Consider the following 23,207-nt stretch of genomic DNA (forward strand, 5'->3'; position numbering starts at 1 on the left):
CCTGGGGGATTTCAGGCTTTCCCGGATGGGCTGGCTATACTGAGGCCAGGACCATTCCAACAAAGGAACGATAGCGCGATGGACACCTATTTTCTGGACACCGAGACCACGGGGTTGTCCCCCAAAACCGACCGAATCGTGGAGATCGCCATCGTCGACGAGCGCGGAGGCATCGTGCTCGACACTCTGGTGAACCCACGGAAGCATATCCCAAAGGTGGCCACGGATGTGCACGGCATTACCAACGCCATGGTCAAGAACGCACCGACCCTGGCCGAACTCTGGCCCCGGATCCGGGAATGGCTGACCGGCCACCGGGTGGTGGCCTACAACGTGGCCTACGACCGGAAATTCTTCCCCGGAGCGCTGGACTGCGCCGCCGAGGTCTCCTGCGCCATGCACCGGTTCACCCGGTATCGGCATGAACATTGCAATCCGGGCAAGCTTCCCTACCGGGTGCAAAACCTGGACAAGGCCGTGGCCATCATCGGCCATCAGTGGACCGGAGACGCGCATCGGGCCTTGGCTGATACCTTGGCCTGCCGCGCGGTCTGGAACTGGGTCGAACAGCAGGAGGTTCCCGGCATCAATATCTACAGCGGGGCTCCAGGGCTGGGCGGCGCGCTCACCAACATGACCGAATTGGCCCGACAGAAGGGGGCCATCAAGAAGGCCTACCCGGTACGGTTCCAGGGCGTCGTCTATCTGGACGCAGAGGCGGCCTACCAGGGCCGGAAAGGGCCGGATCCTCAACAGAACGAAGGACTCCTGATCCAGATCATCCATGCCAAGCTGCGGCAGCATCCGAAATTGCAGCAAGCCATTACCCAGCGGGGCGGCGAACGGTTTCTACGGAACTGTGCGCACCGCACCGGAGCCCAGGCCCCCGGCAAGCAACATTGGGAAGGCGACGGAATGGAGTCCCGCTTCATTCGCTGCCTGCTGGCCGGGTATCAGCGCTCCTGTGCCGCCGGCGTGCAGCCGGGGCTGTTCGAGGACTCCGCCTGACGGGAACTGCCCCCATAGGCATCTTAGCGGTAAAGCCGGTAGCTACCGGCGCCATTCACGCGGCGATCGCCGCATCACCAGAGGATAATTGCCATGTCTCATGATTGCCTTATCCGGGGCAGCATCCCGGTCCGCGACGTATCCAATGAGAAACTGGCGGCGGTGTTCGATCCCTACTTGAGAACCAAGGGATCCAGCTTCCAGCAAGCGTTCGCAAACGACGAAATCGATTGGCGGGAGCAGAAACTGATCCTGGACCTGGATCTCAGCACCTACGGGGACGGAGGTGGTTACTCCGATACGGCCTTGGACGAATTGGCCCAACGGCTGAATACGATCGTCCGCGGACCGGCCTGGTTCGAACTGGTGGATTCTGACACCGAAGGCCCGGAGGAGGCCTTGACCCCCTACTTCCTGGGGGCGTCCGATGCAGAGATAACGGAAGCGCAGCTGCGATACGGCCTGGAACAAGCCAAACCCTGGCTGGAACCGATTCTCGGCGAGAAAGCGTTCCAGGAAGTCGCGGAGATGATACTCCGAGCGTAACGACGTAGTTTTGCAAAACGCGCCTTCCCGGCGCGTTTTTTTGTGGTCACGAACGGAGGCGACTTCCCGCCGGGGACCGGGCGACATGCTATTATTTGTACTTTCGTATACCAATGGTATACTTAACATCATGACTGGCGCCGCCGCAATCCCCACACAAAACCATGAACCCGTTCCGGTTCGAGAATCACTCAGCCCCCGAGCCTGGGCACTGGCTCGGCAGTTGGCCGAGTACCGGACGTTTCTGCAGGAGAAGGGGAATGACGTCTCGCTACGGGCGACCGCCCGCCGACATCAGCGACCGGCCAACAACCTGATGGGGCAGGCCGCCGAACTGGCCTTCTCCGCCTGGCTCACCAGACAGGATATCTCCTTCTCGGCCCGCTGTTTTACGATCACCTACCGACGTGAAAACAGCGCCGTGCAACCGCCGTTCGTCGACTTCCTGCTCCCCGGCAACTTGAAGTGCGACCTGAAGGCGGATCGGTACGACATCCGGCGGCTGGGATGCCTGCTGCCGGTCGAGAAATTTCTCGAAAAGATCCGCACGGACCTCGTGGTATGGGCGGAAAGTCAGGAAACGGATCAAGAACCAAGCGTCATTCTGCACGGCTGGAACTGGTGGGCCGATCTGGAAGGATTACGTGAGGACCCGGACGCGACTGGTCCCGACGGCACCGTGCTGCCCAAACGGGCCAAGCGCGTTTCCCCCCGACTATGGCGGGACATGCGCAAGCTTTCGGAAGTTCTACAGGAACGCGAGCTCGGAAGGCAAGCCAGTCAAGAGCGGCGCTATATTAGGGACTGTTGACCAGGCCAAGGGGATCCCGATGAAAGTGATGTTCATGAGTCGTGCCGTCCACCGGAATGCGGACGGCAAGCCGGTTCCGGTATTGGTGCGCCAGGATCTGGCGCTCACCCCGGAGCAACAAGAGGAGCTTCGGGCCATGGCCCCCGCCAACGATCCGGAGGCCAGCCATGAAAGCAGCCGGTAACCTGAAGGAACTGGCGGCGTGGTCCCGGCCGCGCCGGGGCTTCGAGCTGCCCGCCAACCAGGCGCACCAGGACCGACGCAAGGCGGCACGTTCCAGCACTCGCGCCGCCAAACATAAAGGGCGGGACTGGGATTGATGTGGTTTCCGGCCCGGATTTTCCGGGCCTTTTCCATGGAGATTTCCGGCTGTGGAGGCGGAATACGCACTATATACTGTAACCAGAGAGTCCTTTTGGGAGTAATGCCATGTCGAATGCGGCACAGTCGGATATCGCCTCGATTCAATCCGCCAGAAAATCAAAGATCGTCATCCTGTCCGTCATGATGGGCGCCTCCGTTATTCTGGAAGTTCATACCCGAAGAAAACCGCAGATAATGCGTAACCCATATAGCGATTACTTTAGCGTGTGGGAGCCTGAGGCGACCATTCATCTACCTGGAATATGCAAGGAGGTAGGCAGCGTTTCTCTAAAAATCCATGATGTCGCCGAGAAGGCGGCCTGGTTTAACAGCGTCAAGGAACTTAATGAGGAGTTTTACTGGACGCTTGATAAGTACTCCTCCAGTGACTCCCATATGGCTGATTCGATCATTCATCGTCGCAATTTACTGGCCACGTCCTTTGCTGTAGGCGGCATTTGCACTATAGACAGAATAGAGGTTAACGCGGAGCACAGAAGCAACGGGTACGGAATGGCGGCACTGCGAATGCTTCTTCGTTGGCACATGATGACCCATGGCGTGGCTACAGGATTTCTCAAAGCTTTCCCTTTGCAATTTGCAGGAAACGCTTACGACTCGTCAAGGATTAAACCGGAGTTTCTTTCCGCGAAAAGACACGTGCGTACCTTGTACGCCGCCCAACTTGGTGCGGTGGTGGTTACTCGGGGTGGATTCATGCTGGTGGACATGGTTGAGACGATGGGTTGCGATCGGGCTGATCTAATCGAGAGGAGGACCCGTGCACAATCGACACGTCGAGCGCGAGATTTGATCGCCCTGGTCAAGGGCCGGATATATGGGGGTCTCTAGTGCAGAAGCGGGTGAACTGAAGCTTTCATCGCCACCCCTACCGGGCGGCGATCTTTCGTCTTAAAGACTGCGGCCTTTCAATCCGTAACCGAAGAGGTTACCGGTAAGGATGGCAAGCCGGACGGTGCGCTGTCCAATTCCAAATATCCTCTTCAGGGGAAGCTTCAGACCGGAAAATACATTCGATAAAACCGCCCCTGTTCATTCTGTGGGCCAGTTTGGTCACCAGCCCATACGGTTCATCGTCATGTGCTCCAAATAGTTCCGCTCAAGGTGCTCGTTCGTCATGATGCGCACCTCGTTCAGAGCAAGAGTCGTAAGCCATGCGGAGTTGCGGCCCGGGTGGAATCATTCCGTCCGGCTTATAGGGCACTGCCCAATTAATGCCAGCCCCCCGCGGTCCCGTCCCACGTTCGCCAACCGGGCGGATCGGACTGTCAGGCGCTATACCTGAATGGCGCAAGAGGAGCTCACCATGTGGCATGCACACGCTGAAACATTTCACCCCGCCTACCATGCGTACGGAGCGGCCGGACATCATCTGGGTTGGTTCGGGCATACCGTGCTCAGCGCCATTATCCACGGACTGGTCTATGGCCTGATTTTTCAGCTGTTCAGGGGCATGGGAATCTGGGAAGTACTCGTTTGTACGGTGGTTGGGCTGGGCCTGGCGGGCCTGGTTACTTTCTGGTTTACCCGCCGGGGCTCGAGGCGAAGATGACGGCAGGCCTTATCGGGGAAATCGGCGCTACCAGGCGGGTTCCGCCTGGTCTTTCCGTCTAGGGCTTCGTGTTTTCCGGAGAAACCCGGACGAGCTGCGATTGCCCCGTGGGGCGGTATGTCATCAGGAACTCCCCCGGATGGTCGGCCATCCCGACAAACTGCCATTCCACGCTGGCGTCCCACTGCGAGACGAAGCGGCCATCCGTGGGGCGGGCCAGGATGCCTTCCTGCGGAGTATTGGCGATCAGCAGCAGGGGGATCCCGATCGCCATGCAGGTGTCGATCAGCGGGGTGAGCAGATACCACAGCTTTCCGGCAGAGAAATCCCGGCTTCGGGGGGAGCTGACGACCAGCAGGCCAGAGTCTTCGAGCAGCTTCTCCGCCAGTTGTTCGAACTGGTTCTCTTTGCGCAGAACGATCGGCTTGATCAGCGGCCCTTGCGGCACCAGGGTTGGACGGTCATCGTTGAACAGCAGCCAGCCGATTTGGCTGAAACCGAAGTCGGCGCACAGGGCTTCCGCCATCTGCTGGGCCAGGTGCTCCGCTCTGGGGTGCTCCGCCTGGATATGGATCAGGGGCTTTTCCGGGTCCAGCGCCAGCAAGGCGGGAGGCGCATCTCCCAGGGAAGCGATCTCCAGGGTGAACTTCCCCTTCAGATCCTGCTCAGCCCGCAAGCGGGGGACCTCCGTTCGGCCTAACGAGGCGGTTCCCTTCGGGAATCGAGGTGGACGCGCGATCTTCTGACTGCCCAAGCGGAGGCTCCTGTTGGCGGGAAGGACGGTGTGGTCGCTAAACAAATACCTATGGTATACTAACATAAACATAATGGCAAGGAGACACGGCGTGGCCCCCGACTTCCCCCTGATCCGACGGACGCTGGTCCGCTGGTTGAGACACAGCCTGATCCTGGTGTTTCGGCATCCGTTGGGCTTCTCCGGTCTGCTGACGGCCCAGATGCTCCTGAGCTACGCCCCTTGGGGGCCGGACCTGATGCCCGCCGCCTATCCGTTCCTGTACGTGCTGGGTATCGTGATGGCCAGCCGGTCGGATGACCAGTCCTGGCGCCAGGTGCAGTGGCGGGGAGCCCTGCTGGCGGCCGGCGTGCTCAGCGGGGTCACCGTGACGGCGCTGGCCGTGCTGGCGGCCTTGGCTGAACTGCCGGGGATGCCGGGAGTACCGGGCTTGGGACTGAACCAGGCTTCCGCCTTGCAGCCGGCCCTGCTGATGGTGTTCTGGGCGCCGATCGGCCTCCTGTTCGCCCCGGCGGTGACCTTCATCGCGTTGCCGGCCCGGCGGATATGGAAGGCCTGCTGGATCCTGTATGATCTGCGCATCCCGCTGGCCTTGCCTCCCGAACACCAAGGCGTGGACCTCACCACCATCCGCTGGGCTGTACGATTCCTGTCGGCCAGCGCCATGGCCATCATTATCGTGCTGGCGCTGGGTGCGCCGCTGGGGCTGGTCGCCGGCATCGGTTTGGCTTGCAGCGCGCTCGGGCCGGCCCTGGCCTATCTGGTCTACCGGGAAATTTTCCAGGGAAGGAAGGAAAATCTCCCGCAGACCGAAAAGGCGGTTCAGCCCGGCGCCAACGAGCGGCTCGCGGAGGCCTGATGCCGTCTCGGCGCTATACCCAAACAGGACATTGCCAGAAGGAGGTAACGGATGGACCCGGTCATGCAGATGCAGGAACTCATCAGACAGATCCAGCGATATGATCACCACTACTACGTGTTGGACGACCCCCTGGTCCCTGACGCCGAATATGACCAGCTGTTGCAGTTCCTGCAACAGCTGGAGACCCGGCATCCGGATCTGCGCCAGCCCGATTCACCCTTGGCACGGGTCGGCGGCAAGGTCCAGTCCGGATTTCCCACGGTGACCCACACCGCGCCCATGACGTCGCTGGACAACGCCTTTTCTCCGGAGGAGTTCACGGCCTGGCAAAATCGGCTTCTCACTCCGGATCTGCCGCCTCTGGATACCCTGCGGTTTACCGGGGAACCCAAGTTCGACGGCTTGTCCTTGGCCGTCCGGTATGAAAACGGCCTGCTGGCCCAGGCGGCCACCCGGGGAGACGGAGCGACCGGCGAAGACGTTACGGCCAACGCCCGGACCATCCGGAATCTACCCTTGCGCCTCCAGGGTTCCGGCTGGCCCGAAATCCTCGAAGTCCGGGGTGAGGTGGTATTTCCCAAAGCGGCCTTTGCCCAGGTGAATCTGGAACGGCAGGCTGCCGGGGAGAAACCGTTCGCCAATCCGCGCAACGCGGCGGCCGGCAGTCTCCGGCAGATGGACCCGGCCATCACGGCAAAACGCCCCTTGGCCTTTTTCCCCTGGGGGGTCGGCGTTGGAGGCTCCCGTCTGGGAGAACATTTCGAAACGCTCACCCGGCTCCGGACTTGGGGGTTCAGCCTCTCCCCCTGGCTCCGGCATCTGTCCGCGGCGGAAATCCCGGCGTACCATGCCGAGCTGCTGGCGGCGCGGGCCGCGCTGCCCTTCGAGATCGACGGGGCGGTGTTCAAGCTGTCCGGGGCCCAGTTGCGGCAGGCGTTGGGGGCTACGGCCCGCGCCCCGCGCTGGGCGCTGGCCTGGAAGTTCCCGGCGGAGGAAGTGCGTACCCGGGTGTTGGGCATCGAGGCGTCGGTAGGCCGTACGGGGGTTCTCACTCCGGTGGCCAACCTGGAGCCGGTCGCGGTAGGCGGCGTGGTCGTATCCAGCGCCACCTTGCACAATCAGGAAGAGTTGCAACGGCTGGATGTGCGGGTAGGGGACCTGGTATGGGTCAAACGCGCCGGGGATGTCATTCCCGACATCATCGCCGTCAGTCTGGCGGATCGCCCGGCGCAGACCCGGCCTTGGACCCTGCCGGCCACCTGTCCATCCTGTGGATCCCCCGTGGTCCAGGAAGCCGGGCAGGCCGCCCACCGGTGTACCGGCGGGGGAAACTGCCCATCCCAGCGGAGCGCCGCGTTGCAGCATTTCGCTTCGCGTCCCGCCCTGGATATCGAAGGCATCGGGGAACAGCTTTCCGAACAGCTGGTACAGGCAGGGCTGGTGTCCACCCTGGCCGACGTGTTCCGGTTAACGGCGGCCGATCTGGAAGGCCTGCCCCGGCAAGGGAAACAGTCCTCCGCCAAGCTGTTGCGGCGCATCGAGGAGGCCAAAACTCCGGCCTTGTCCCGTTTCCTGTTCGCGCTGGGCATCCCGCAGGTCGGGGCCGAGACCGCGAAGCATCTGGCCCGGCACTTCACGCTGGACCAGTTGGGACACGCCAGTCTGGCGGACCTGCAGGCGGTTCCCGATGTGGGCCCCGTCGTCGCCCAGCAGATCCACGATTGGTTCCGAGCCCTGGCGAACCAGGCCTTGGTGGCCGATCTGCTGCGGCAGGGGGTTGCTCCGGTAGCGCCTGCCGCCAGAATGGGGGCGAACACCGGGCCCTTGGCCGGTAAGGTCCTGGTACTGACCGGCACGTTGCCGGCCTGGTCCCGGGAGGAAGCCAAAGCCCGCATCGAGGCCGCCGGCGGCAAGGTCACCGGCTCCGTTTCGGCCAAAACCGACTATGTGGTGGCCGGCGCGGAGGCGGGATCCAAACTGGACAGGGCCGTGGCGCTGACGATCCCGGTTGTGGACGAAGCCGGGCTCCGGTTGTTGCTCGGTACTCCGCAGTAATTCATTGGTATCGGGAAGGGCCGTCCCCCGGGACGGTCTGCGGTTGGCACTAGGCCAGGAAGACACTCTCCATGGAGGACTGGAAATGGAAGCTCCCGCGCTGCTGGAGGAATTGTTGGACACGTTTGGCACGATTGGCGAAATTGGGGAAACGTATGGAATGGCCACCCTGACGGATCTGGTGTATCTGCTGGGGGCCGTGGGCACGGAACAACATCTCCTCGTCGGCGATCTCGGGGTACCCGATAGCCGGATCGTCGACGTGATTCGGCAACTCCCGAGTGGAGCTGCCCTGCTGCTGGACCATACGGGCACGAGATAAGTTTTCATCGAAACGGCGAGCCTGGGCTCGCCGTTCTTGTTGTCCTGCCTCTTACCGGAGAAGGGTCAGGCCAAGGCGGGGTGGCTGTCCAGCAGTTCTTTCAACTGCAGCCGCAGGCGGCTGACGCCCCCATGCATGCGAATGTAATTTTTCGAGCGGGTCAGAGCGCCGTCGATGGAATGGGTGATGAACTTGGTGGCCCCGACAACCACATCGGCGGAGTCCAGCAAGGCCTGCAACTGGGGGTTCGGCCGATCCGCCGCCCAGAACCTCAGATCCAGACGTTCCCCGAACTGCTTGCGGATCTGGTCCGCCTGCTGGTTCAGCAACCCGACGATCAACACCTTGGGCATGGCCTCCCGGGGGACGGTCGGCGCCGACGGCTCGGGCTCCGGGGCGGCCTCCTCCGGGGCATGGTCGATCGGCGTCTGCAGCACCTCGGCGATGGCTTCTTTCACCTCCGGGCTGCTGCTGGCCCGGAACAGGGCTTCGCGCAAGGCCGGTCCGGTCTGCCGGATCACCTGCACGAAAAGGCCGGAAAAGAGATCCGTGAACAGATCCACCAGCGGGTTCTCCGATGCCGGCTTCGGCTGGGGCCAGGAGTCCCAGTCCAGTACCGACGGCGCCCCGGTTTCCGTGGGGGATTCCGGGATCGCCGCTGCCGCGGGGCGTGCTTCCCTGGCTTCGCTCGCGCGGGCGGGCGCAACGGGCTTCCGCACCGGCTTTGGGGTTGCCGCCGCAGGAGGTGGCAGAACGGTCGGCCCCTTGGCGGGAATCTCCGGGGCCGCCCGGGCCACTGCGGGCTCCGGGGCGAACTCAAGGGTTGGATGTCCACCGCTGGTAGGAATTTCCACTCCGGCGCGTTGCCGGAGCGCGGCCATCCGGCTGAGCGGCGCTCCGGTGGAAGCGGGGGCCGGGCTGACGGGTGCCTCCCGGGCGGGCCGGATGCCGACCTCCACTTCCTTGGCCTTGTAGGCGTATTGCAGTCGTTGGCCAGGTCCTTCCACCCGTTTCCGGTCCAGATATTGGCCATTGCCGTACAAATCCGACAGCCGTCGGCTCAACAGCAGGGGAGTGGCGAACTCACGCTGGAGGATGGGGGATTGTTTATAGAGTTCATCATGCGTCTTCCAGTCTCCGGATTGTTTCAAAGCGCTCAGAATCATCGCTGCTTTGGTGCCTAGTGCCATGGGAATGTCCTCCTGTCATGTTGCGCGTCGTCGGCCCGAAGGGCCAACTTCAAGTCCTGATCAGAAGGAGGATACGCCGTTCGATGGGGCGGCGTCCAGCCCGGAACGGAATCAAGGCGCGAAAAAAACCGGCAGGGCCGGTTCGCGATGGCCACCGATGGGCAGACGCCTAGCAGCTCTTGGTGGTGCAGGTCTTCCCGTCCAGGGTGCGCAACCGGGCCTGGTAGCCCGCGTCTACGATGGTTTTCTCCACGGCATGGACAGACGTCCGCGCTGGTTGGAAGGCTACCGTGACGGTCCGGGTATCCGGGTCCGCCGTCGTGTGAAGGACGCCGTTCAGATGGCCGAGTGCCGTTTTGAGAATGAGCGGGCACAGGCCGCAGGTCATGTCCGGAACGTAGATTACGGCGACCGCCGTGCCCGCCACGGGTTTCACGGCCTGAACGGCCTTGGTCGCCACCGGGTTGGCGCCGCAGGACGTGGCGTCGCCAAACGCGGTTCCGAGCGTGACCGGCAGGGAACCCATCAGGCCGGGATCGACCCGTGCGGGGTTCCCCAGGGGGGCCTGGGCGGCAAACCCGGAAACCGGGGCCAGCGCGAGGAGAACGAGCAGGGGAAAGATCGAACGGATACCGGGGCGCATGCGGTTTACTCCAGAAGGCGGGTGGGGTGACAGACCGGGCAGGGAAAGGACATGGGCCGCGGATAGGGGGTACCGACCTGGGCCATTTCCGTAATATAGCCATGGCCCTGGCAGCGGGGGCACGCGGCCGTAAGCTCCGCGCATCGGCGCAAGGCCGCGTCCACCGAACCGACCACGATTTCCGTGCAGCCCATGGCGGGCATGATGTTGACGGGCAGGCCGAAACGCTCCACCAGGTACCCGGCCTCGTCACGGATGGCGCCATCGTCGTCTGGCGTTCCGAATCGGTCTTCCAGCGCTTGAGCCGAATCGACATAACCGATCACGGGGAGGCCTTGTGCCCGTGCCGTGGCCAGCTCGAAAATGGTCCCGGAATCCGGTTCGCGCCCGCGAAAGGGATGGAGATTGGCCACCATGCCGTCTACGGTGGCAATCGCCGCCAGGCAGCCCCGGAAGACCCGGTCGGCCTGGGCGCGGGTGCCGGGCTCGGTGACGCCCGGTCCGGTGAGCGCAATGGCCGGGATGGGCAGGACGGCTTCCAGGCCCAGGGCGGCGGCCGTGGCCGTCGCGTGCCGGGCAAAGTCCGGCCAGTCGGGGCGGAATACGTCGGGTCCCGCGATGTAGACGCGCTTCATTATTGGCCGAATCCGTAGAACGCGACATAGGGGGCCGCCAGCAAGGGCAGCACGATCGCCAGGCTGATCCAGAAGATCAGCCGCTGCCGATGCTGGACCGCCGGCAAGGCGCAGGCCTTGCCGACCGCACAAGCTTGCGGCTTCCGATAGAGTTGCCGCCCGGCGGCCGCGAAAAACGCCAGGGTGACGGCAATGAACAGGGGATCGTACGGGTGCAGGGCGGTGAACATGCCGAGCCATGCCCCGGAGAAGCCCAGCACCACCAGAAGCAGCGGAATGACGCAGCAGGACATGGCGCCGATGGCGGAGAGCCCCGCCAGCAGCAGGTAGCGTACGGCGGATCCGCGCATCAGAGAAGACCGTCGACGCCGGCCGTTGAGCCCAGGGCGAGCAGGTGCTTGGACCGATCTTCGGACGAAGATGGAAGCGGTGTACCGGGCGGGGGAGAACCGGCAAAATCATCCAGTTTCGGTTCTGGCGTTTGACCCTGTTCAGGTATGGGTGCTTCCGCATACTCAAAGCCGCCCTGTCCGTTGTCTTTCAGGTGAATCCGTGCGGACACATTGGCCAGGATTATATCCGCTTCTTCCGGCGATGCGCAGCTTTCACCATCGTCCGGAATGCCCGTCGGTTCCGGAGCGGGCTGCGCGGACGCTCGGAGGATCCCATGCCGCAGCTGGGGCGGCGGACTGTCGGTAACGGATGGCATCTGCAGGATATCCTGCATCTGGCTGCGCTGGGTATCAGTCAGGGCCGGCAGCTTTTCGGCCAGGAGATGGACCAACGCCCGGTTCTCCGGAGCAACCCGCAACGTCACGGTCGGAGCGAAAAAAGCCGCCGCCTTGAACAGTTCCCGACGGGCGGTTTCTCCGACTCCGAAGGCGTCCGCCGCGCGAGTCAGGATGGGTTCCGGCAGCCAACCGTCCACCAGTTCGACCTTGGATAGCTTGGAAGCGCTGATCCCGATCTCCCGGGCCATGGCGGATTGGCTGATCTCGAGGTCGATTCGCAGCTTGCGCAGGATCTTCCCCAGTGGCGTCAGCCGGATGACCTGATCTTCCGGCGCGGGGACTGGCATCTCGCGCGGCGTGGTTACGTCGATCGGTACGGGGGTGGGCCTCACTCCCCAGGTGGTGGTGTCCACGGATGGTTCGTGAAACAGGGGGGATCCGGGTTGCATGGGGAACTCCTGTGCGCGATAAAATCGTAGTTAAGTATAGCAAAAGAATATGGATAATTCCAGCAAAACCGGGTTGACGAGGATCGCCCGGGCGCCTGGCACCGCTCCGGCTACGATGAGCGGGGGAGCCGTAGGCGCCCGCGGTCGTCAATTGCGGCTCGTCACCCGGATGCGGTAGCCACCGTTCCGGCCTGGGAACTTGGTCACCAGAGCCCAGCGAAGACTTGGGCGCCGGGATAGCGCTCCGTCCGGCAGGAGCCGACCGGGTTGCGGCGAGGCGGGGCAAGGTGGCCAACGCCGGAGGCTGGGGCCGGACGGGCATCAAGTCCGCGCAAGCGGGGCGGCAGGACCAACCGCAGAGTCTCCGCCAGGAAACGGGCGTTCGTGCGGAATTCCTTACGCATGGGGAGACCCTGGCCGAAGGTAGGCGGCGCCCGGCGTTTCGAAATAGCCGCGGGGGAGCGATTCCTGACGGTAGTCCAGGACGAATTCCTCCCCAGTTTGGATTTCACGGATGGCGGCGAGCTCCAGCTCTGGCTGGCCGGCCGTCCTCCTGAGCTCCAGGTTGGGATGGTCCGAATGGTTGATGAAGCTGTACGTCGTCCGGAAGGGCCGAACCAGCAGGTGTTCCTGGTCCAGCGCGTTCCACTCCATGAAGAAATGGGTGCGCAGCCGGCCTAGGCCCGGAGCCATCCAGGCCCGAAGCCGTTCATACGTGTCATACCGGATGACCTGGCCGTCCAGGAGTGCCAGCCGCCGGCCGGCTTCGACCTCTCGCGTCGCGAATAACCCGAACCCGTGTATCCCGCTATTTCTGATCTCCGTGCCTGGAAACAGGTCCAAGGTGTGTTGCCGGACGAACTGCAGTTCCCGAGTGGCGTCCCGCCGGCAATCCCGATGCCGGTACCACAGGCAGAATGCGCCGTCTTCCCGGGACCAATCCAGGCGATATTCCTCGCACGTCAGGGCCAGCATTTCGGTGAAGACCTGCCGCCGGATGTCTTCCACGTATTCCCATACGCGCTCTCCCACCCGATGCGGAGCGGCATCCAAGCCGAAATAGGCGAGGATTTCGAACGGGTGCTTCAGGGGGTTGCGGGCCGGAACCAACGTCCGGATCCGGAGCAGATCCCCCAGGTATTCGGGATGGCCGCCGGCAGCCGCCTCGCGTTTCCATGTTTCGCAGGCGGGGATGAAAAAAGAACCGCTATCAAAAGCGAGCATCAGGGTTTCCTTTCACGGTTACCCCGTGAGTTGGCCGGTGGCGGTCGTGGGCTTCCGTCCCCAATGCCCGCAACCGGCATCCCGGGCATGGACTTCGAAGCCGAAGCGACCGCACCAGGTGACCTGTTCGGTGGAATCCGCTTGCCCCCGGGCGTGATAGACGACCGTCGCAAAAGAGGCGCAGGCCCCGCAAGCGTGCCGGAGATCGGAACCAAAGCCGACGATACGCTTGGTGCCTTGCAGGGATTGCTCTTCGGGAGTCAGGGGGCGTGCCGGCGGGGAAGTCTTCGGCGGTGCCGGAGACAGGTCCCATACCGCCGGAGCCCGGGGGCCGGAGAGCAATGGGCGATCGCCGATCACGCGTCGGCCTGGTCGATTTCGTGTTGGAGCAGATAGCGCAGGCACTCGGGGCAAGACGCCAGTCCGGTCTGTAGCTCCCGGGCTTCGATAGCCAGCTCCGAATGGGCGGAAGCCGCCAGCGCTCCGAGCAACGCTTGGGGTTCCCGGGCCGCGGCGGACAGGGCCAGACCCACCAGTCGCCGGCACAACTGCCGGTAGTGGTCGGCTACGGGGTTCCCCTGGGGGTGTTCGGGTATGAGGCGGCTGGCGCTGGCCCGGGACCAGCAGATAACCACGGTGTCGGTCATGAACAACCTCGGCAAAGAAAATCTCAGGCGGGATTGCCTGAGCTTTTTCGATGCGGAAGTATAGCTACGGGGTGTGTCACACCGGCCCGCTGCTCCAGCCGGACGGCGACGCCGCCACAACCGGCTCAGGCCGCGCGCAAACGCTCCACCAGCGTGGTATGCCGCAGGCCGGCCCGGTGCGTGCGAACCGCCACGGCCAGCGCCCGGGGCTGGCCGATCAGCACCACCAGTTGCTTGCCGCGGGTGACCCCCGTATACAGCAGGTTGCGTTCCAGCAGGGTGTAGTGCTGGGTCGTCATCGGGATGACCACCACCGGGTATTCCGAACCCTGGCTCTTGTGAATCGACAGGGCGTAGGCCAGTACCAGTTCGTCCAGTTCCGTCACATGGTAGAGGATCTGTCGACCGTCGAAGTCCACCGTCAGCAACCGGTCTTCCGGTTCGACCTGGACGACGAATCCGGACTCCCCGTTGAAAACGCTCTTCTCATAATTGTTGACGACCTGCATCACCTTGTCGCCCAAGGCGTAGGTGGTCGAGCCATAGGTCAACGCGCGCGCCCCGCTGGCTTTGCCGGGGGCGCCTGCCGGATGCGGATTCAGTACGCCTTGCAGAGCGTTGGCCAGGGCCTCGGCGCCGAGTGGCCCCCGGCGCATGGGAGTCAGCACCTGGACGTCGCGCAAGGGATCGAAACCGAATTTGGCGGGGATCTTGCGGGCAACGATATCCACCAGGCGAGACGCGATGGCGTCGCTATTTTCCTCCGTGAACAGGTAGAAGTCGGTGACGTCGCCGGGCTCCTGCTTGGGCGGGATCTCGCCGCGCAAAATCCGGTGGGCGTTGACGATGATCCTGGAACTGGCGGCCTGCCGAAAGATCTCCGTCAGTCGAATGACGGGGATCCGCGCCGAAGCGATCAGATCGTGCAATACCGCCCCGGGGCCGACGGATGGCAACTGGTCGGCGTCTCCGACCAGCCACAACCCGGCGCCGGGGCCGATCGCGTCCACCAGCGCGGCCATCAGCTCGATATCGATCATCGAGGCCTCATCGACCACGATCAGGTCGGCCTCCAGCGGATCCCTGCTGTTTCGCGCGAAACCCCCCATCGGATTGAATTCCAGCAAGCGATGGATCGTGCGGGCCTCCCGCCCGGTGGACTCCGACAGCCGTTTCGCGGCCTTGCCGGTAGGAGCGCAGAGCAGCACGCGCAGTGAACCCTGGCAAACCCGGTCCAGCAGGTTCCGGGTCAAGGTCGTTTTGCCGACACCCGGTCCGCCGGTCATGACCGCGACCTTGGTCTGGAGCATGGCTTCCAGGGCGTCCTGCTGTTTTTCCGAAAGCTGAACGCCTCCGGCGGGAGCGACCGCGGAACGAGTCAGCAGGCTTTGCCAGGGCAGTGGGCCCCGGAGCAACCGCATCATCTGGGCGGCCACCGCGCGTTCCGCCTGCTGGAGTTGGGGCAGGTAGTAGTGCGGAACCTCCTTCCAGACTTCCGTGGCCAACCGGCCGCCGGACACTTCGCTACGGAGTACCGACGGGAGCAGTTCCCCCGGAACGGCCAGCAGTTCGGCCGCTGTTTTCAGCAACTGCGGTTCGGTCAGTGCGCAGTGCCCGGAACGGGCCTGGACTTCGAGCGTATGGACCAGACCCGCCGACAGCCGCGCCGGTTCGGTGGCCGCGATGCCCAGCCGTTTGGCGAACTCGTCGGCCACCTGAAAACCGAAGCCATGCAGCTCTCGCGCCATCCGGTAGGGATTCTCGGAGAGCCATTCGATGGTCTTCGCCCCGTACTGTTTGTAGGCCTTGGCCGCGCGGGCGCCGCCCAGGCCGTGCGCCATCAGGAAGACCATGGTCTCGCGCATCTCCTTCTGGTTGAGTCTGCTGGCGAGGATCGCCTCGCGCCGCTTTTTGCCGATGCCCGGTAGTGCCGCGATCTTTTCCGGTTCCTGATCGAGAACGTCGAATACGCGCAAACCGAAGTGATCCACCAGCGTCTGGGCAAAGTGTTCGCCAATGCCCGGGATCACCCCGGAACCGAGATATCTCAGCAGGGCTTCCCGGGTGGTAGGTTCGGCCAGATGCACGCTTTCGGCCTTGAATTGCCGCCCGTACTGGGCGCTTTGCTGCCAGGTTCCGATGCACCGGGCGGATTCCCCGGGGGATACGCCCGCCGTGGTTCCGATGATGGTCGATTCATAGACCCCGGACTGCAGCTGGAACACCGTGTACCCGTTTTCCTGGTTATGGAACGTCACGGACCTGACCACACCTTCCACCTGCAACCGCGGTTCGGATTTAGCCGTGGCGGTGTCGATGACCGAATCCGGAATGGGTCGTTGTGGCGGGTTACGGGTAACGCGAGTGGCGGTCGTTGCATCCATCCAAGGCATCAGGGGCCTCCTGTCCAAAAGCGGTCTGATTCGGTCTGAAATCCAACATAATGTTCATTATAGCATAGAATCGGGGCTGGAACGAGAGACTTTCGGGGTGAAGCCGGAACAACCAGGGCGGTCCTTCCGGGAAGAAAGGGTGGAAGAGCGGTGAGGACAACCTGCAACCTGCAACCTGCAACAAGAGAGGACGGTTTATCTTCCGTTTTCGATGTGAACAAGCCACAAGCCGGAGCGTCGGGTCAGGAGTCGATCAAACGAAGAGGTCAACCATAGGGGGCATCGGAGCCCCATAGGCTCACAGGTGTACCGCTCTTCCGGGCGGCTTCCCCGGGAAACCGGGCAGGCGCCGCCAGCCTGTTACGGGACCAGCCGCTTACGCGACTTGTCCGATAACCGTATGGAGCAGAGCCGCGTCCTGTTCCGAAAGCTGGATATCCAGCTTGTGCTGGTTGGCTTCGGCTACCTGGTCCTGCAACTGGAAAATCTGGATCCGCAGCGACTCGACGTCCGCCTGCAACTGGCGCTGCTGGTGCTCCGGCAGGAGCCTGGCTTGCAGCCGATCCGGTCCCGTTGGCCGGGAACTGGCCGCGTTCGCAGACGCGACCATCGCCAACGCCGCCGGCAATTCGTCGATTGGCACCAGGTTGCTGGTCTGAAATTCCAGGATGCCTTCCAGGGCCGCCAGTTCTTTCTGGCAGCCGGAAATTTCCGACAACAGCTGCGAGATCCGGGTCCGGCTGTTCAGTTCGGAGATCTGGGCGCGAACCGTGCTGACCAGCTGCAGGAGCTGACGGCCTTCCTGCAAGGCCACGGCGGCATTCTTCTGCTGGAGCCGAAGCTGCGCTTGCTGGTCCTGGCTGAGATAGCCGGATACCACCACGCCCCGATAAGCCGCCTGGGCTTCCGCCAGTAACCGGTTGGCCCGTTCGGCCAGCCGTTGGTTGATTTTGTGCCAGCGATTCAGGGTAAAACGCATGTTCCAGACTCCTTTGTTAGTTGTTGGCGATTATTGTATACCGTCAGCTTTCCCTTTACAAGTGGCGACGTTGGCCAAAGGTCGGCCACCGCGTCATTTGCGGCGGCCTGGGCTTTCCGTTCGGGCAAAGTGAGCTTGTCCTGGCCCTTGGCCCAGCTCCGGGGATGTCGGGGATTGCAACAGAACGGACAGGCGGTTTTTCCACAGTTCATGGCTTTATGTTTCCGGAACCGGCCCAGCGTCGGCAGCTCGGCGCCCGGCTCCCGATTGGACGCCAGAATTCGCAGCTGCCGCAAGGCTACCGAGGCGGAAGCCTCCCGTCGGTTGCCCCGCTTGAGATTGCTATATAAATGCACGGCTTTTCCTCTTGATAGATTATTGGGAGAACTAAACTGCACCATCAGTATATGCTTGCATCGCGCCAACCGCAATCTTCTTTTTCTCCCCCGGAAAACCAGGCACTGGAGCCGGACCTCCCCGTGGTATTCCTGTCGCGCAAGGTGGCTGAAGCGTTGCCGGGCACGCCCGGCATGGCCATTATCAGCATTACCAATCCGGGCAAGCGGTTGGCCGATCTGCCGGGTTACCTTCCGACCCAGGTGCTCCGGCTGTCTTTCGACGACGCCGACGAACTGGCGATGGGTCTGCCCTTTTGCCTGGATCCCGTGGCAGCGCCGCTGTCGGGCCTACCGGCCTGGGTGTGGTCCGGGATTGAATGGTTTTCGCCGCGGCAGGCCGAAGCGATCCGCGTGTTCGTGGAGCGCCAGTCTCTGGATACGCGGTTCAGGGTCCATTGCGAAAAGGGGCAGAGCCGGTCGGCAGCCGTCGCCCGCTGGATCGCGGGTTACCGGAAACTTCCGGAACCGCCGGGCATCAGCATCCCCAACGGGCGCGTACTCCGGGTTCTGCAGCAGGTATCGGGTTAGGCGGTGAAGCGGTAGCCTGTCGCAGAGCCCGGCTCCGGTGCAAAGAAAAGCCGCAGAACGAATTCTGCGGCGGAGAAATTGGTCACGCTGGCGATGTGGTCACCCTGGCCGGCGTTCCTCGCCAATCTTCAGGGCGATCACCTGGCCATCGGCGTACTCGAGCACCGCCCGATCTTTGGGTTTTAGCGGCAAGTTTGCCCATCGCCAGGCGGCGTCTTCCCGGCTTAAACGGTGGAACCGCAAGACGCCGTTGATCCGAATGTACCTGGCTCGGCAGGCATCCGGCATTTGGCTGGCGGTATTGCTCCAGGCACCCCGCCGGATCGCCTGCCTGATTTTCGCGCTGAGTAGTCCCATGTCCGTCTCCTATCCTATCAGGGCCTGCCCAGTATAGGGCCGGCTACGGCCCTGGTCGGAAGCCAAGCTGGGCTACACCTAAAACAAAGCCCCTGAGAAACTCAGGGGCTTGCTTATTGGTGGAGGCGGCGGGAGTCGAACCCGCGTCCAGAACGGTTTGAATCCGGATGATGCACACGCGTTGCCGGAGTTTGTGCCACTCGCAGCCTTCGGGTCCTCCGACCGACCCGAACTCCGTTACCCGTTTTCGATCTTGACCGGGTATAACGGGATCCCCGGTCCAGCTTCCGTTCTGATGACCGCCCGGTGTCTTCGTGGAAGCAAGCGCTTCACCATGGCGGGCTCATGCCGCTAGAAGGGCAGGAGCGAAGTCTGCGTCGTTGGCAGTTACTGGTTTTGCAGGTTTTTAAGGAGCATCTGCCGCTCCGCGTGCATCCGAATCTTCCGACGCCCTGTCAAAGCCAAGCGCCCCCTTATTTTTTTGGCTATCCGGATTTGGTTGTGTTTCACCACACCGAAATCCGGTTTACACATTTAATGCAACCGTCACTACTTGGTCGAGAACGGCGTCACTGGTAATAACCCAATCGGCAATCTGAACATTACCTCCCACCTTCATCAACTCATCAAGCGATACCGTCGCAAGCGCCGCATCTTCATCGACGACCAACACGTAGCTGTTGTGAAGACCAATAACCTCGGAGTCCTCATTCACATCAGCTTCATCGACTTGGTATACGCCCGGACGCGCGGCGGTCAGACGGTCAAGTAGCTTCTTGGTTGTCAGTCTCATTTGTTGTTCTCCACACTCAAATCCGGATGCCCATTTTTTTAATATAGCATCAGGCTTCCGGCGCGTCAAAGGCACCGCTGCCGTGCTGGGCAATCCGCTGCAGAGCCAAGAAAGTCCTTCCCGGGTTGCCATCAGAGTCGCTACCCAGTGATGCCGGGTGGAGCATCTCATACAGCCGATCAGGAAGGCCGTCCGCGAGGACGTGCAAGGCTTCATACGCGAGGTGGGGATCCTCGTCATGCCGTTCATCCAAGGGCAAGCCTTGTCGGTCGCTCTCCTGCCGCAAGCGTTTCAGGATCTCGGATCGCTCGGATGAATGCAGGAAACGGGATGACATGGCGCGAGCAGGGGACATGGTATGGCTCCGTTAGGCATATTTTTTATAATACATTACCGATAGTGATTTAGCAACGGGCTGGCCCACAAACGAAGCGCCGTTCGATAGTACAGGGGAGCCCAAAGAGCCCCGCTCAAGGCCATGACTCCGAACGCCATCGTCCATCCCCAGGAGGAACCAGGACCCGGCCGGGCCAGCGGTCCCGCGAGATAATCGAGCGCCAGCAATCCGGCTCCCAGAAAAAGCAGACTGGTCAGCAGTCCTATGCCCATCAAAAACCGCCAAAGCCCGATCCGGTAGCTTCCGACAGGAGGAGTTTTCGGGAAGGGGATGGGTGCCGTAAGCAACCCGAACCGCGCGAAACTGCGGATCAGGTTCCCAAGCCGGAGTGTCGACACTCAGTCGGCTACCGGCTGTCGCGCTTCCAGTTGGGGAGACCGGCGCGGCGTGCAGGCCTGCAAAGGTCTCCGTTGCAATTCGCGTTGCAGTCGTTCGATGTCCTCCAGGCTGGCCTGCAAGGCCGAGCATAGCCGGGCCTGAAGGCCGGGCGTATGGATGAGCCTCGCTTCCCGCAGCAGGGCATGCCGGTTTTCCAGGTCGGTAAGCGCAAGGTAGGACATGAGACAACTCCATGATCGGTGGGGACCCCCAGTGTAGCGCCGCGGAACGGATGGCATACCCCAACAAAACCGGTCCCTATACTTGGCAGGCCCCGTATTGGGTGTCCCGTGACATTCGAGAGGAATAAGACGATGACCAAGTATTTCATCTCCCGGCACCACGGCGCCGTAGAGTGGGCGGCACAACAGGGGATCGAGGACGCCGTCCTGGCGCCGCATTTCGACCCGGCGGTCGTACAGGGCGGAGATCAGGTAATCGGGACATTGCCCATCCACCTAGCCTACGAGGTTTGCCGGCGTGGGGGAGCGTACCTCCACCTGGTCATGGAGTTGCCGGCCGACGCCCGTGGCAAAGAGCTCACCGCCGAGGACATGACCCGGTACGGGGCACGCCTCCTGCCGTTTACCGTGGGAAGTCCCGTCAGCGCTATCGCCGAGGTAATTACAGGCACTTGGGATGCCAACGCCGGGGAGTACGCCGTCGACGAGCACGAACCCGCCGCCACCACGATCCGGGCGGGGTTAACCGTCCAAGGCGCCGAGTTACGGCTGCTCTCGCCCAACCATGCGGATCCCCGCTACCTGTTTGCGGAGCGATTGTCGGATTCCTGGCGGATCAACATCTCCATGAATTATGACGACGTAAACACCCAAATCGCCCTGACCGATGCGGGAGATATCAACATCTCCTGACCTGTTTTCTGCTTTCAGCCCCTGAGCGTTGCTTCAGGGGCTTTTTCCTGGCCAGACTGGCGGCCCGTGCATCTTCTGGTTCCGACGGTCGGCCTATACTTGGGCAGGACCATCACCGGAGGAATTCATGAGCACCAGAATCTATCAAGGCTTCCTGATCGAGGCCAATTCCCTGCCGGAAATCCAGTCGACGGTGGGCGCCTTCCGGCCGTACATCCATCGGAAGGGTATCCAGTTGCTACAACGGTTCCTCCAGAACGCCGGGATGGTGGACAATCGCGCCAAAGGTTGGCGCTTGTGGGCCGATCTCCGGGAGAAAACGGTACAAAAGGGCATCCGTGAGCCATCGGTCGATACGGAGTTTCGGCTGGTATTCATTCCGGATACCGAACAGCAACGCTGCCTGGGGATCGCCTATACCGAGCATTATTCGTGGTTTCGCCATTGGCTGCGGCAGCCGGGGGTGCGAGAGTACCGGTACTGGAACAGTACCGATCGGCCATCCGGGATACCCCGGAAGACATGGACCCGGCGAGAGCAGGACTGGGACCGTGTTCTCGGCCATAAGGCGCCATCCATGGTGGGATTCACCATCGACGTGCATGATTCGCTCGGGCCGCTGCCATACCAATTGCCGCGCCCACGCCGGAGAACGAAGTCCGGTCTAGCCACCTGAATGCCTGTTTCGCCCCTGAAGTTTGCTTCAGGGGCTTTTCATTGTGCGCGCGACCGGAATTCTTTATACCGAAAAAACGGCGGGACTCAGATGCGAGTCCCGCCGCGGAAAGGGAACCGATTCAGAATTGCCAAACGCCAGGGTCTCGTGGCGGTGTCTCCGGTTTCAGCAATGGGCGGCCGCCGTCTAGTATGAGGCTGGGAAACAATTCCTGCAGGATGGGGCTCCAAGCCCGGACGGCGGCGGTCTGCCGGTAACCGGCGGTGCGTTCGAGCGCGAGCTGTGCTTTGACCGTCTGGGGGTAGGTTTCCCAGGGGTAACGATCCAGGCTAAAGTCAGACCATAGCGATATTTCCCGCCAGCCGGTAACCCGGCCCTGGGGGTTGAGCGTGCAGAGGCCATAATCGCCGACAGCCACGTTCGACCGGAGAAGGGGGTCGCTAAATTCCCTGCGGAATGACTGGACCAGTGACCGGATAAGCCTTTCTTCGGCGTAACCTTGTTCGGCAGTATCTCCGGAGTACTCCGGCAGGCCCATCAACAGGCACCAGGGAGCCGCGGACTTCGGCCACAACAACAAGGCTGCGGGGCACCGCCCGTCTCTGGGATCCTCCAGGGAACGCCGGATCTCGAACTTGACCTGACTCTCGGGCGAGAGCGGCCAAGTGAATGGGAAATGCAAGCGTAAGTCCAGGGGCGTGCCATAGCGACGGACGGCCTCCTCTAACGTAGCGGTAGATCTTATCATATCGGCGGAATACATACGAAGTCCTCTAATGGTTTGGCCTGCCCAGTATAGGCCGCCAACGCGGGATTCCGGTCAGGGTCCGGAGGCCTCGGCGAGTCTCGCTTCCGAGCGGGCAGCCAGAGCGGCACACCGCCGTTGCTGCCATGCATGCCAGAAGCCAGGGCCGTCAACCGTTTCCAACCGTCGGCACTCGTCCTGCCGGAAATCGGCAGAGCGTTCTGGATCCGAAGCAGAGACAAACCGGAGTGTTGCCTGACTCGGATCTCCCGGCTAAAAATTCCAGATGGCGCTTACCGCCGCCGTGATCGCCTCGGGGTGGCGCAGGTCTCCCATAGGCACGGCGTGCTGCCGTAGCCTGCCGGTTTCCGCCAACTCCTGAAGATAGACCAGGGCCTCCGGTTCGAGCCGGGGATCCTCGACTTCCCTTCGGTAGGCGCTCCGCAATTGCCGGGTGAGTGTTTGGCTTACAGCGGAGTCAGCGGCTTCCCAGACATGACCGTCCTCATCGGTCAAGGACCACCAGATTCCACGCTCATAATAGAATGCACAATGCGTTCTATCGGGGGGGGGCTTATCGCGGATCCCGTGGGCTCCTCCTGTAGCGAAGTGTCGCCGTCGGCCATGTGGACAAGACAGGTAAGCGACTGAGCCGCCTCACCATCCGCATCGGAAAGGTCGGTATCCCGCCAAACCGGTTGCAGGGGAACGATCCACACGCTGGTATTGACCCCATGTTGGGTGGATTCCGTGCCCTTCAGGACCAGGATGTTGGCCTCCTCTTGAAGTGCTGGCCACTGTAGCAGCGGAATCTGGTCCGGCCCCCAGGCTTGATGAATCCACAGGCTATGACAACGCATTCGAGCTTCCTCTGG

Annotated in this window: 29 protein-coding genes and 1 other RNA gene; 13 read left to right on the plus strand and 17 right to left on the minus strand. The window is 62.4% G+C overall.

All coding sequences use genetic code 11. The annotated features are described in order from the left end of the window. Window positions 1-78 precede the first annotated feature (78 nt). The 7 genes from ACYCUK_RS00755 (at window position 79) to ACYCUK_RS00785 (ending at window position 4,301) form a co-directional block, all read left to right on the plus strand. Complete coding sequence (locus ACYCUK_RS00755; protein ID WP_461592971.1) at window positions 79-1,008, plus strand: 3'-5' exonuclease; 930 nt, start codon at window positions 79-81, stop codon at window positions 1,006-1,008. Window positions 1,009-1,101: 93 nt separating this feature from the next. Further along, window positions 1,102-1,554, plus strand: a complete 453-nt coding sequence (locus ACYCUK_RS00760; RefSeq protein WP_461592972.1) for a hypothetical protein — start codon at window positions 1,102-1,104, stop codon at window positions 1,552-1,554. 130 nt (window positions 1,555-1,684) lie between these two features. After that, on the plus strand, window positions 1,685-2,365 hold the full coding sequence (locus ACYCUK_RS00765; RefSeq protein ID WP_461592973.1) for a hypothetical protein: 681 nt from the start codon (window positions 1,685-1,687) through the stop codon (window positions 2,363-2,365). A gap of 19 nt (window positions 2,366-2,384) precedes the next feature. Continuing rightward, on the plus strand, window positions 2,385-2,549 hold the full coding sequence (locus ACYCUK_RS00770; protein ID WP_461592974.1) for a hypothetical protein: 165 nt from the start codon (window positions 2,385-2,387) through the stop codon (window positions 2,547-2,549). Then, complete coding sequence (locus tag ACYCUK_RS00775) at window positions 2,533-2,685, plus strand: hypothetical protein (protein WP_461592975.1); 153 nt, start codon at window positions 2,533-2,535, stop codon at window positions 2,683-2,685. The genes ACYCUK_RS00770 and ACYCUK_RS00775 overlap by 17 nt, the downstream gene beginning before the upstream one ends. Window positions 2,686-2,794: 109 nt before the next feature. Then, window positions 2,795-3,580: a hypothetical protein gene (locus tag ACYCUK_RS00780; RefSeq protein ID WP_461592976.1), complete on the plus strand. Its 786-nt coding sequence runs from the start codon at window positions 2,795-2,797 to the stop codon at window positions 3,578-3,580. 475 nt (window positions 3,581-4,055) lie between these two features. Next, entirely contained in the window at window positions 4,056-4,301 is a 246-nt protein-coding gene (locus tag ACYCUK_RS00785) for a hypothetical protein (RefSeq protein WP_461592977.1), read from the plus strand. Between the two features lie 58 nt (window positions 4,302-4,359). Here the strand turns inward: ACYCUK_RS00785 and ACYCUK_RS00790 are convergent, their stop codons facing one another. Continuing rightward, entirely contained in the window at window positions 4,360-5,055 is a 696-nt protein-coding gene (locus ACYCUK_RS00790) for a hypothetical protein (RefSeq protein WP_461592978.1), read from the minus strand. 91 nt (window positions 5,056-5,146) lie between these two features. Between ACYCUK_RS00790 and ACYCUK_RS00795 the strand changes: the two genes are divergently transcribed. From ACYCUK_RS00795 to ACYCUK_RS00805, 3 genes are all read left to right on the plus strand, one after another. Further along, window positions 5,147-5,914 carry a hypothetical protein gene (locus ACYCUK_RS00795; protein ID WP_461592979.1) on the plus strand — a complete coding sequence of 256 codons (768 nt, stop codon included), beginning with the start codon at window positions 5,147-5,149 and terminating at the stop codon, window positions 5,912-5,914. 51 nt (window positions 5,915-5,965) lie between these two features. Continuing rightward, the gene (gene ligA / locus ACYCUK_RS00800) at window positions 5,966-7,972 is read left to right on the plus strand and encodes an NAD-dependent DNA ligase LigA (protein WP_461592980.1); all 2,007 of its coding nucleotides are present in this window, start codon (window positions 5,966-5,968) and stop codon (window positions 7,970-7,972) included. An 85-nt stretch (window positions 7,973-8,057) separates the two neighbouring features. Next, window positions 8,058-8,294, plus strand: coding sequence for a hypothetical protein (locus ACYCUK_RS00805; RefSeq protein WP_461592981.1), 237 nt, complete (start codon window positions 8,058-8,060; stop codon window positions 8,292-8,294). A 65-nt stretch (window positions 8,295-8,359) separates the two neighbouring features. Here ACYCUK_RS00805 and ACYCUK_RS00810 read toward each other — a convergent pair whose 3' ends face one another. From ACYCUK_RS00810 to ACYCUK_RS00850, 9 genes are all read right to left on the minus strand, one after another. Then, window positions 8,360-9,484, minus strand: a complete 1,125-nt coding sequence (locus tag ACYCUK_RS00810; RefSeq protein WP_461592982.1) for a hypothetical protein — start codon at window positions 9,482-9,484, stop codon at window positions 8,360-8,362. A 169-nt stretch (window positions 9,485-9,653) separates the two neighbouring features. Continuing rightward, complete coding sequence (locus ACYCUK_RS00815; RefSeq protein ID WP_461592983.1) at window positions 9,654-10,127, minus strand: heavy-metal-associated domain-containing protein; 474 nt, start codon at window positions 10,125-10,127, stop codon at window positions 9,654-9,656. A gap of 5 nt (window positions 10,128-10,132) precedes the next feature. Then, on the minus strand, window positions 10,133-10,762 hold the full coding sequence (locus tag ACYCUK_RS00820; protein ID WP_461592984.1) for a nucleoside 2-deoxyribosyltransferase: 630 nt from the start codon (window positions 10,760-10,762) through the stop codon (window positions 10,133-10,135). After that, window positions 10,762-11,112 carry a mercuric transporter MerT family protein gene (locus ACYCUK_RS00825; RefSeq protein WP_461592985.1) on the minus strand — a complete coding sequence of 117 codons (351 nt, stop codon included), beginning with the start codon at window positions 11,110-11,112 and terminating at the stop codon, window positions 10,762-10,764. The genes ACYCUK_RS00820 and ACYCUK_RS00825 overlap by 1 nt, the downstream gene beginning before the upstream one ends. Continuing rightward, a complete protein-coding gene (locus ACYCUK_RS00830) occupies window positions 11,112-11,906 on the minus strand; it encodes a helix-turn-helix domain-containing protein (protein ID WP_461592986.1) in 795 nt (264 codons plus the stop codon). Before ACYCUK_RS00830 ends, ACYCUK_RS00825 begins: the two co-directional genes overlap by 1 nt. A 432-nt stretch (window positions 11,907-12,338) precedes the next feature. After that, entirely contained in the window at window positions 12,339-13,166 is an 828-nt protein-coding gene (locus tag ACYCUK_RS00835; protein WP_461592987.1) for an SET domain-containing protein-lysine N-methyltransferase, read from the minus strand. Window positions 13,167-13,522: 356 nt separating this feature from the next. Then, the gene (locus ACYCUK_RS00840; protein WP_461592988.1) at window positions 13,523-13,813 is read right to left on the minus strand and encodes a hypothetical protein; all 291 of its coding nucleotides are present in this window, start codon (window positions 13,811-13,813) and stop codon (window positions 13,523-13,525) included. A 125-nt stretch (window positions 13,814-13,938) separates the two neighbouring features. Then, entirely contained in the window at window positions 13,939-16,206 is a 2,268-nt protein-coding gene (gene recD2, locus ACYCUK_RS00845; RefSeq protein ID WP_461592989.1) for an SF1B family DNA helicase RecD2, read from the minus strand. A gap of 376 nt (window positions 16,207-16,582) precedes the next feature. Further along, on the minus strand, window positions 16,583-17,089 hold the full coding sequence (locus tag ACYCUK_RS00850; RefSeq protein ID WP_461592990.1) for a hypothetical protein: 507 nt from the start codon (window positions 17,087-17,089) through the stop codon (window positions 16,583-16,585). A gap of 503 nt (window positions 17,090-17,592) precedes the next feature. Here ACYCUK_RS00850 and ACYCUK_RS00855 point away from each other — a divergent pair. After that, window positions 17,593-18,111 (plus strand): hypothetical protein, encoded by a 519-nt coding sequence (locus tag ACYCUK_RS00855; protein ID WP_461592991.1) that lies wholly within the window; start codon window positions 17,593-17,595, stop codon window positions 18,109-18,111. Between the two features lie 99 nt (window positions 18,112-18,210). Here ACYCUK_RS00855 and ACYCUK_RS00860 read toward each other — a convergent pair whose 3' ends face one another. From ACYCUK_RS00860 to ACYCUK_RS00880, 5 genes are all read right to left on the minus strand, one after another. Beyond that, the gene (locus tag ACYCUK_RS00860) at window positions 18,211-18,468 is read right to left on the minus strand and encodes a hypothetical protein (RefSeq protein WP_461592992.1); all 258 of its coding nucleotides are present in this window, start codon (window positions 18,466-18,468) and stop codon (window positions 18,211-18,213) included. 117 nt (window positions 18,469-18,585) lie between these two features. After that, window positions 18,586-18,941: a transfer-messenger RNA gene (ssrA, locus tag ACYCUK_RS00865) on the minus strand. 53 nt (window positions 18,942-18,994) lie between these two features. Further along, entirely contained in the window at window positions 18,995-19,261 is a 267-nt protein-coding gene (locus ACYCUK_RS00870; RefSeq protein ID WP_461592993.1) for a hypothetical protein, read from the minus strand. Window positions 19,262-19,310: 49 nt separating this feature from the next. Then, window positions 19,311-19,616 carry a hypothetical protein gene (locus ACYCUK_RS00875; protein WP_461592994.1) on the minus strand — a complete coding sequence of 102 codons (306 nt, stop codon included), beginning with the start codon at window positions 19,614-19,616 and terminating at the stop codon, window positions 19,311-19,313. Between the two features lie 380 nt (window positions 19,617-19,996). Continuing rightward, window positions 19,997-20,218, minus strand: coding sequence for a hypothetical protein (locus tag ACYCUK_RS00880; RefSeq protein ID WP_461592995.1), 222 nt, complete (start codon window positions 20,216-20,218; stop codon window positions 19,997-19,999). 132 nt (window positions 20,219-20,350) lie between these two features. Here ACYCUK_RS00880 and csx16 point away from each other — a divergent pair, with 132 nt between their 5' ends. Beyond that, a complete protein-coding gene (gene csx16 / locus ACYCUK_RS00885) occupies window positions 20,351-20,911 on the plus strand; it encodes a CRISPR-associated protein Csx16 (protein ID WP_461592996.1) in 561 nt (186 codons plus the stop codon). Window positions 20,912-21,038: 127 nt separating this feature from the next. Then, window positions 21,039-21,587 carry a hypothetical protein gene (locus ACYCUK_RS00890; RefSeq protein ID WP_461592997.1) on the plus strand — a complete coding sequence of 183 codons (549 nt, stop codon included), beginning with the start codon at window positions 21,039-21,041 and terminating at the stop codon, window positions 21,585-21,587. 121 nt (window positions 21,588-21,708) lie between these two features. Here ACYCUK_RS00890 and ACYCUK_RS00895 read toward each other — a convergent pair whose 3' ends face one another. Next, entirely contained in the window at window positions 21,709-22,269 is a 561-nt protein-coding gene (locus tag ACYCUK_RS00895; protein WP_461592998.1) for a hypothetical protein, read from the minus strand. A 336-nt stretch (window positions 22,270-22,605) separates the two neighbouring features. Then, window positions 22,606-22,848, minus strand: a complete 243-nt coding sequence (locus ACYCUK_RS00900; protein WP_461592999.1) for a hypothetical protein — start codon at window positions 22,846-22,848, stop codon at window positions 22,606-22,608. Between the last annotated feature and the right edge of the window lie 359 nt (window positions 22,849-23,207).

It is taken from the genome of Thiomonas sp. (genome assembly GCF_054608695.1).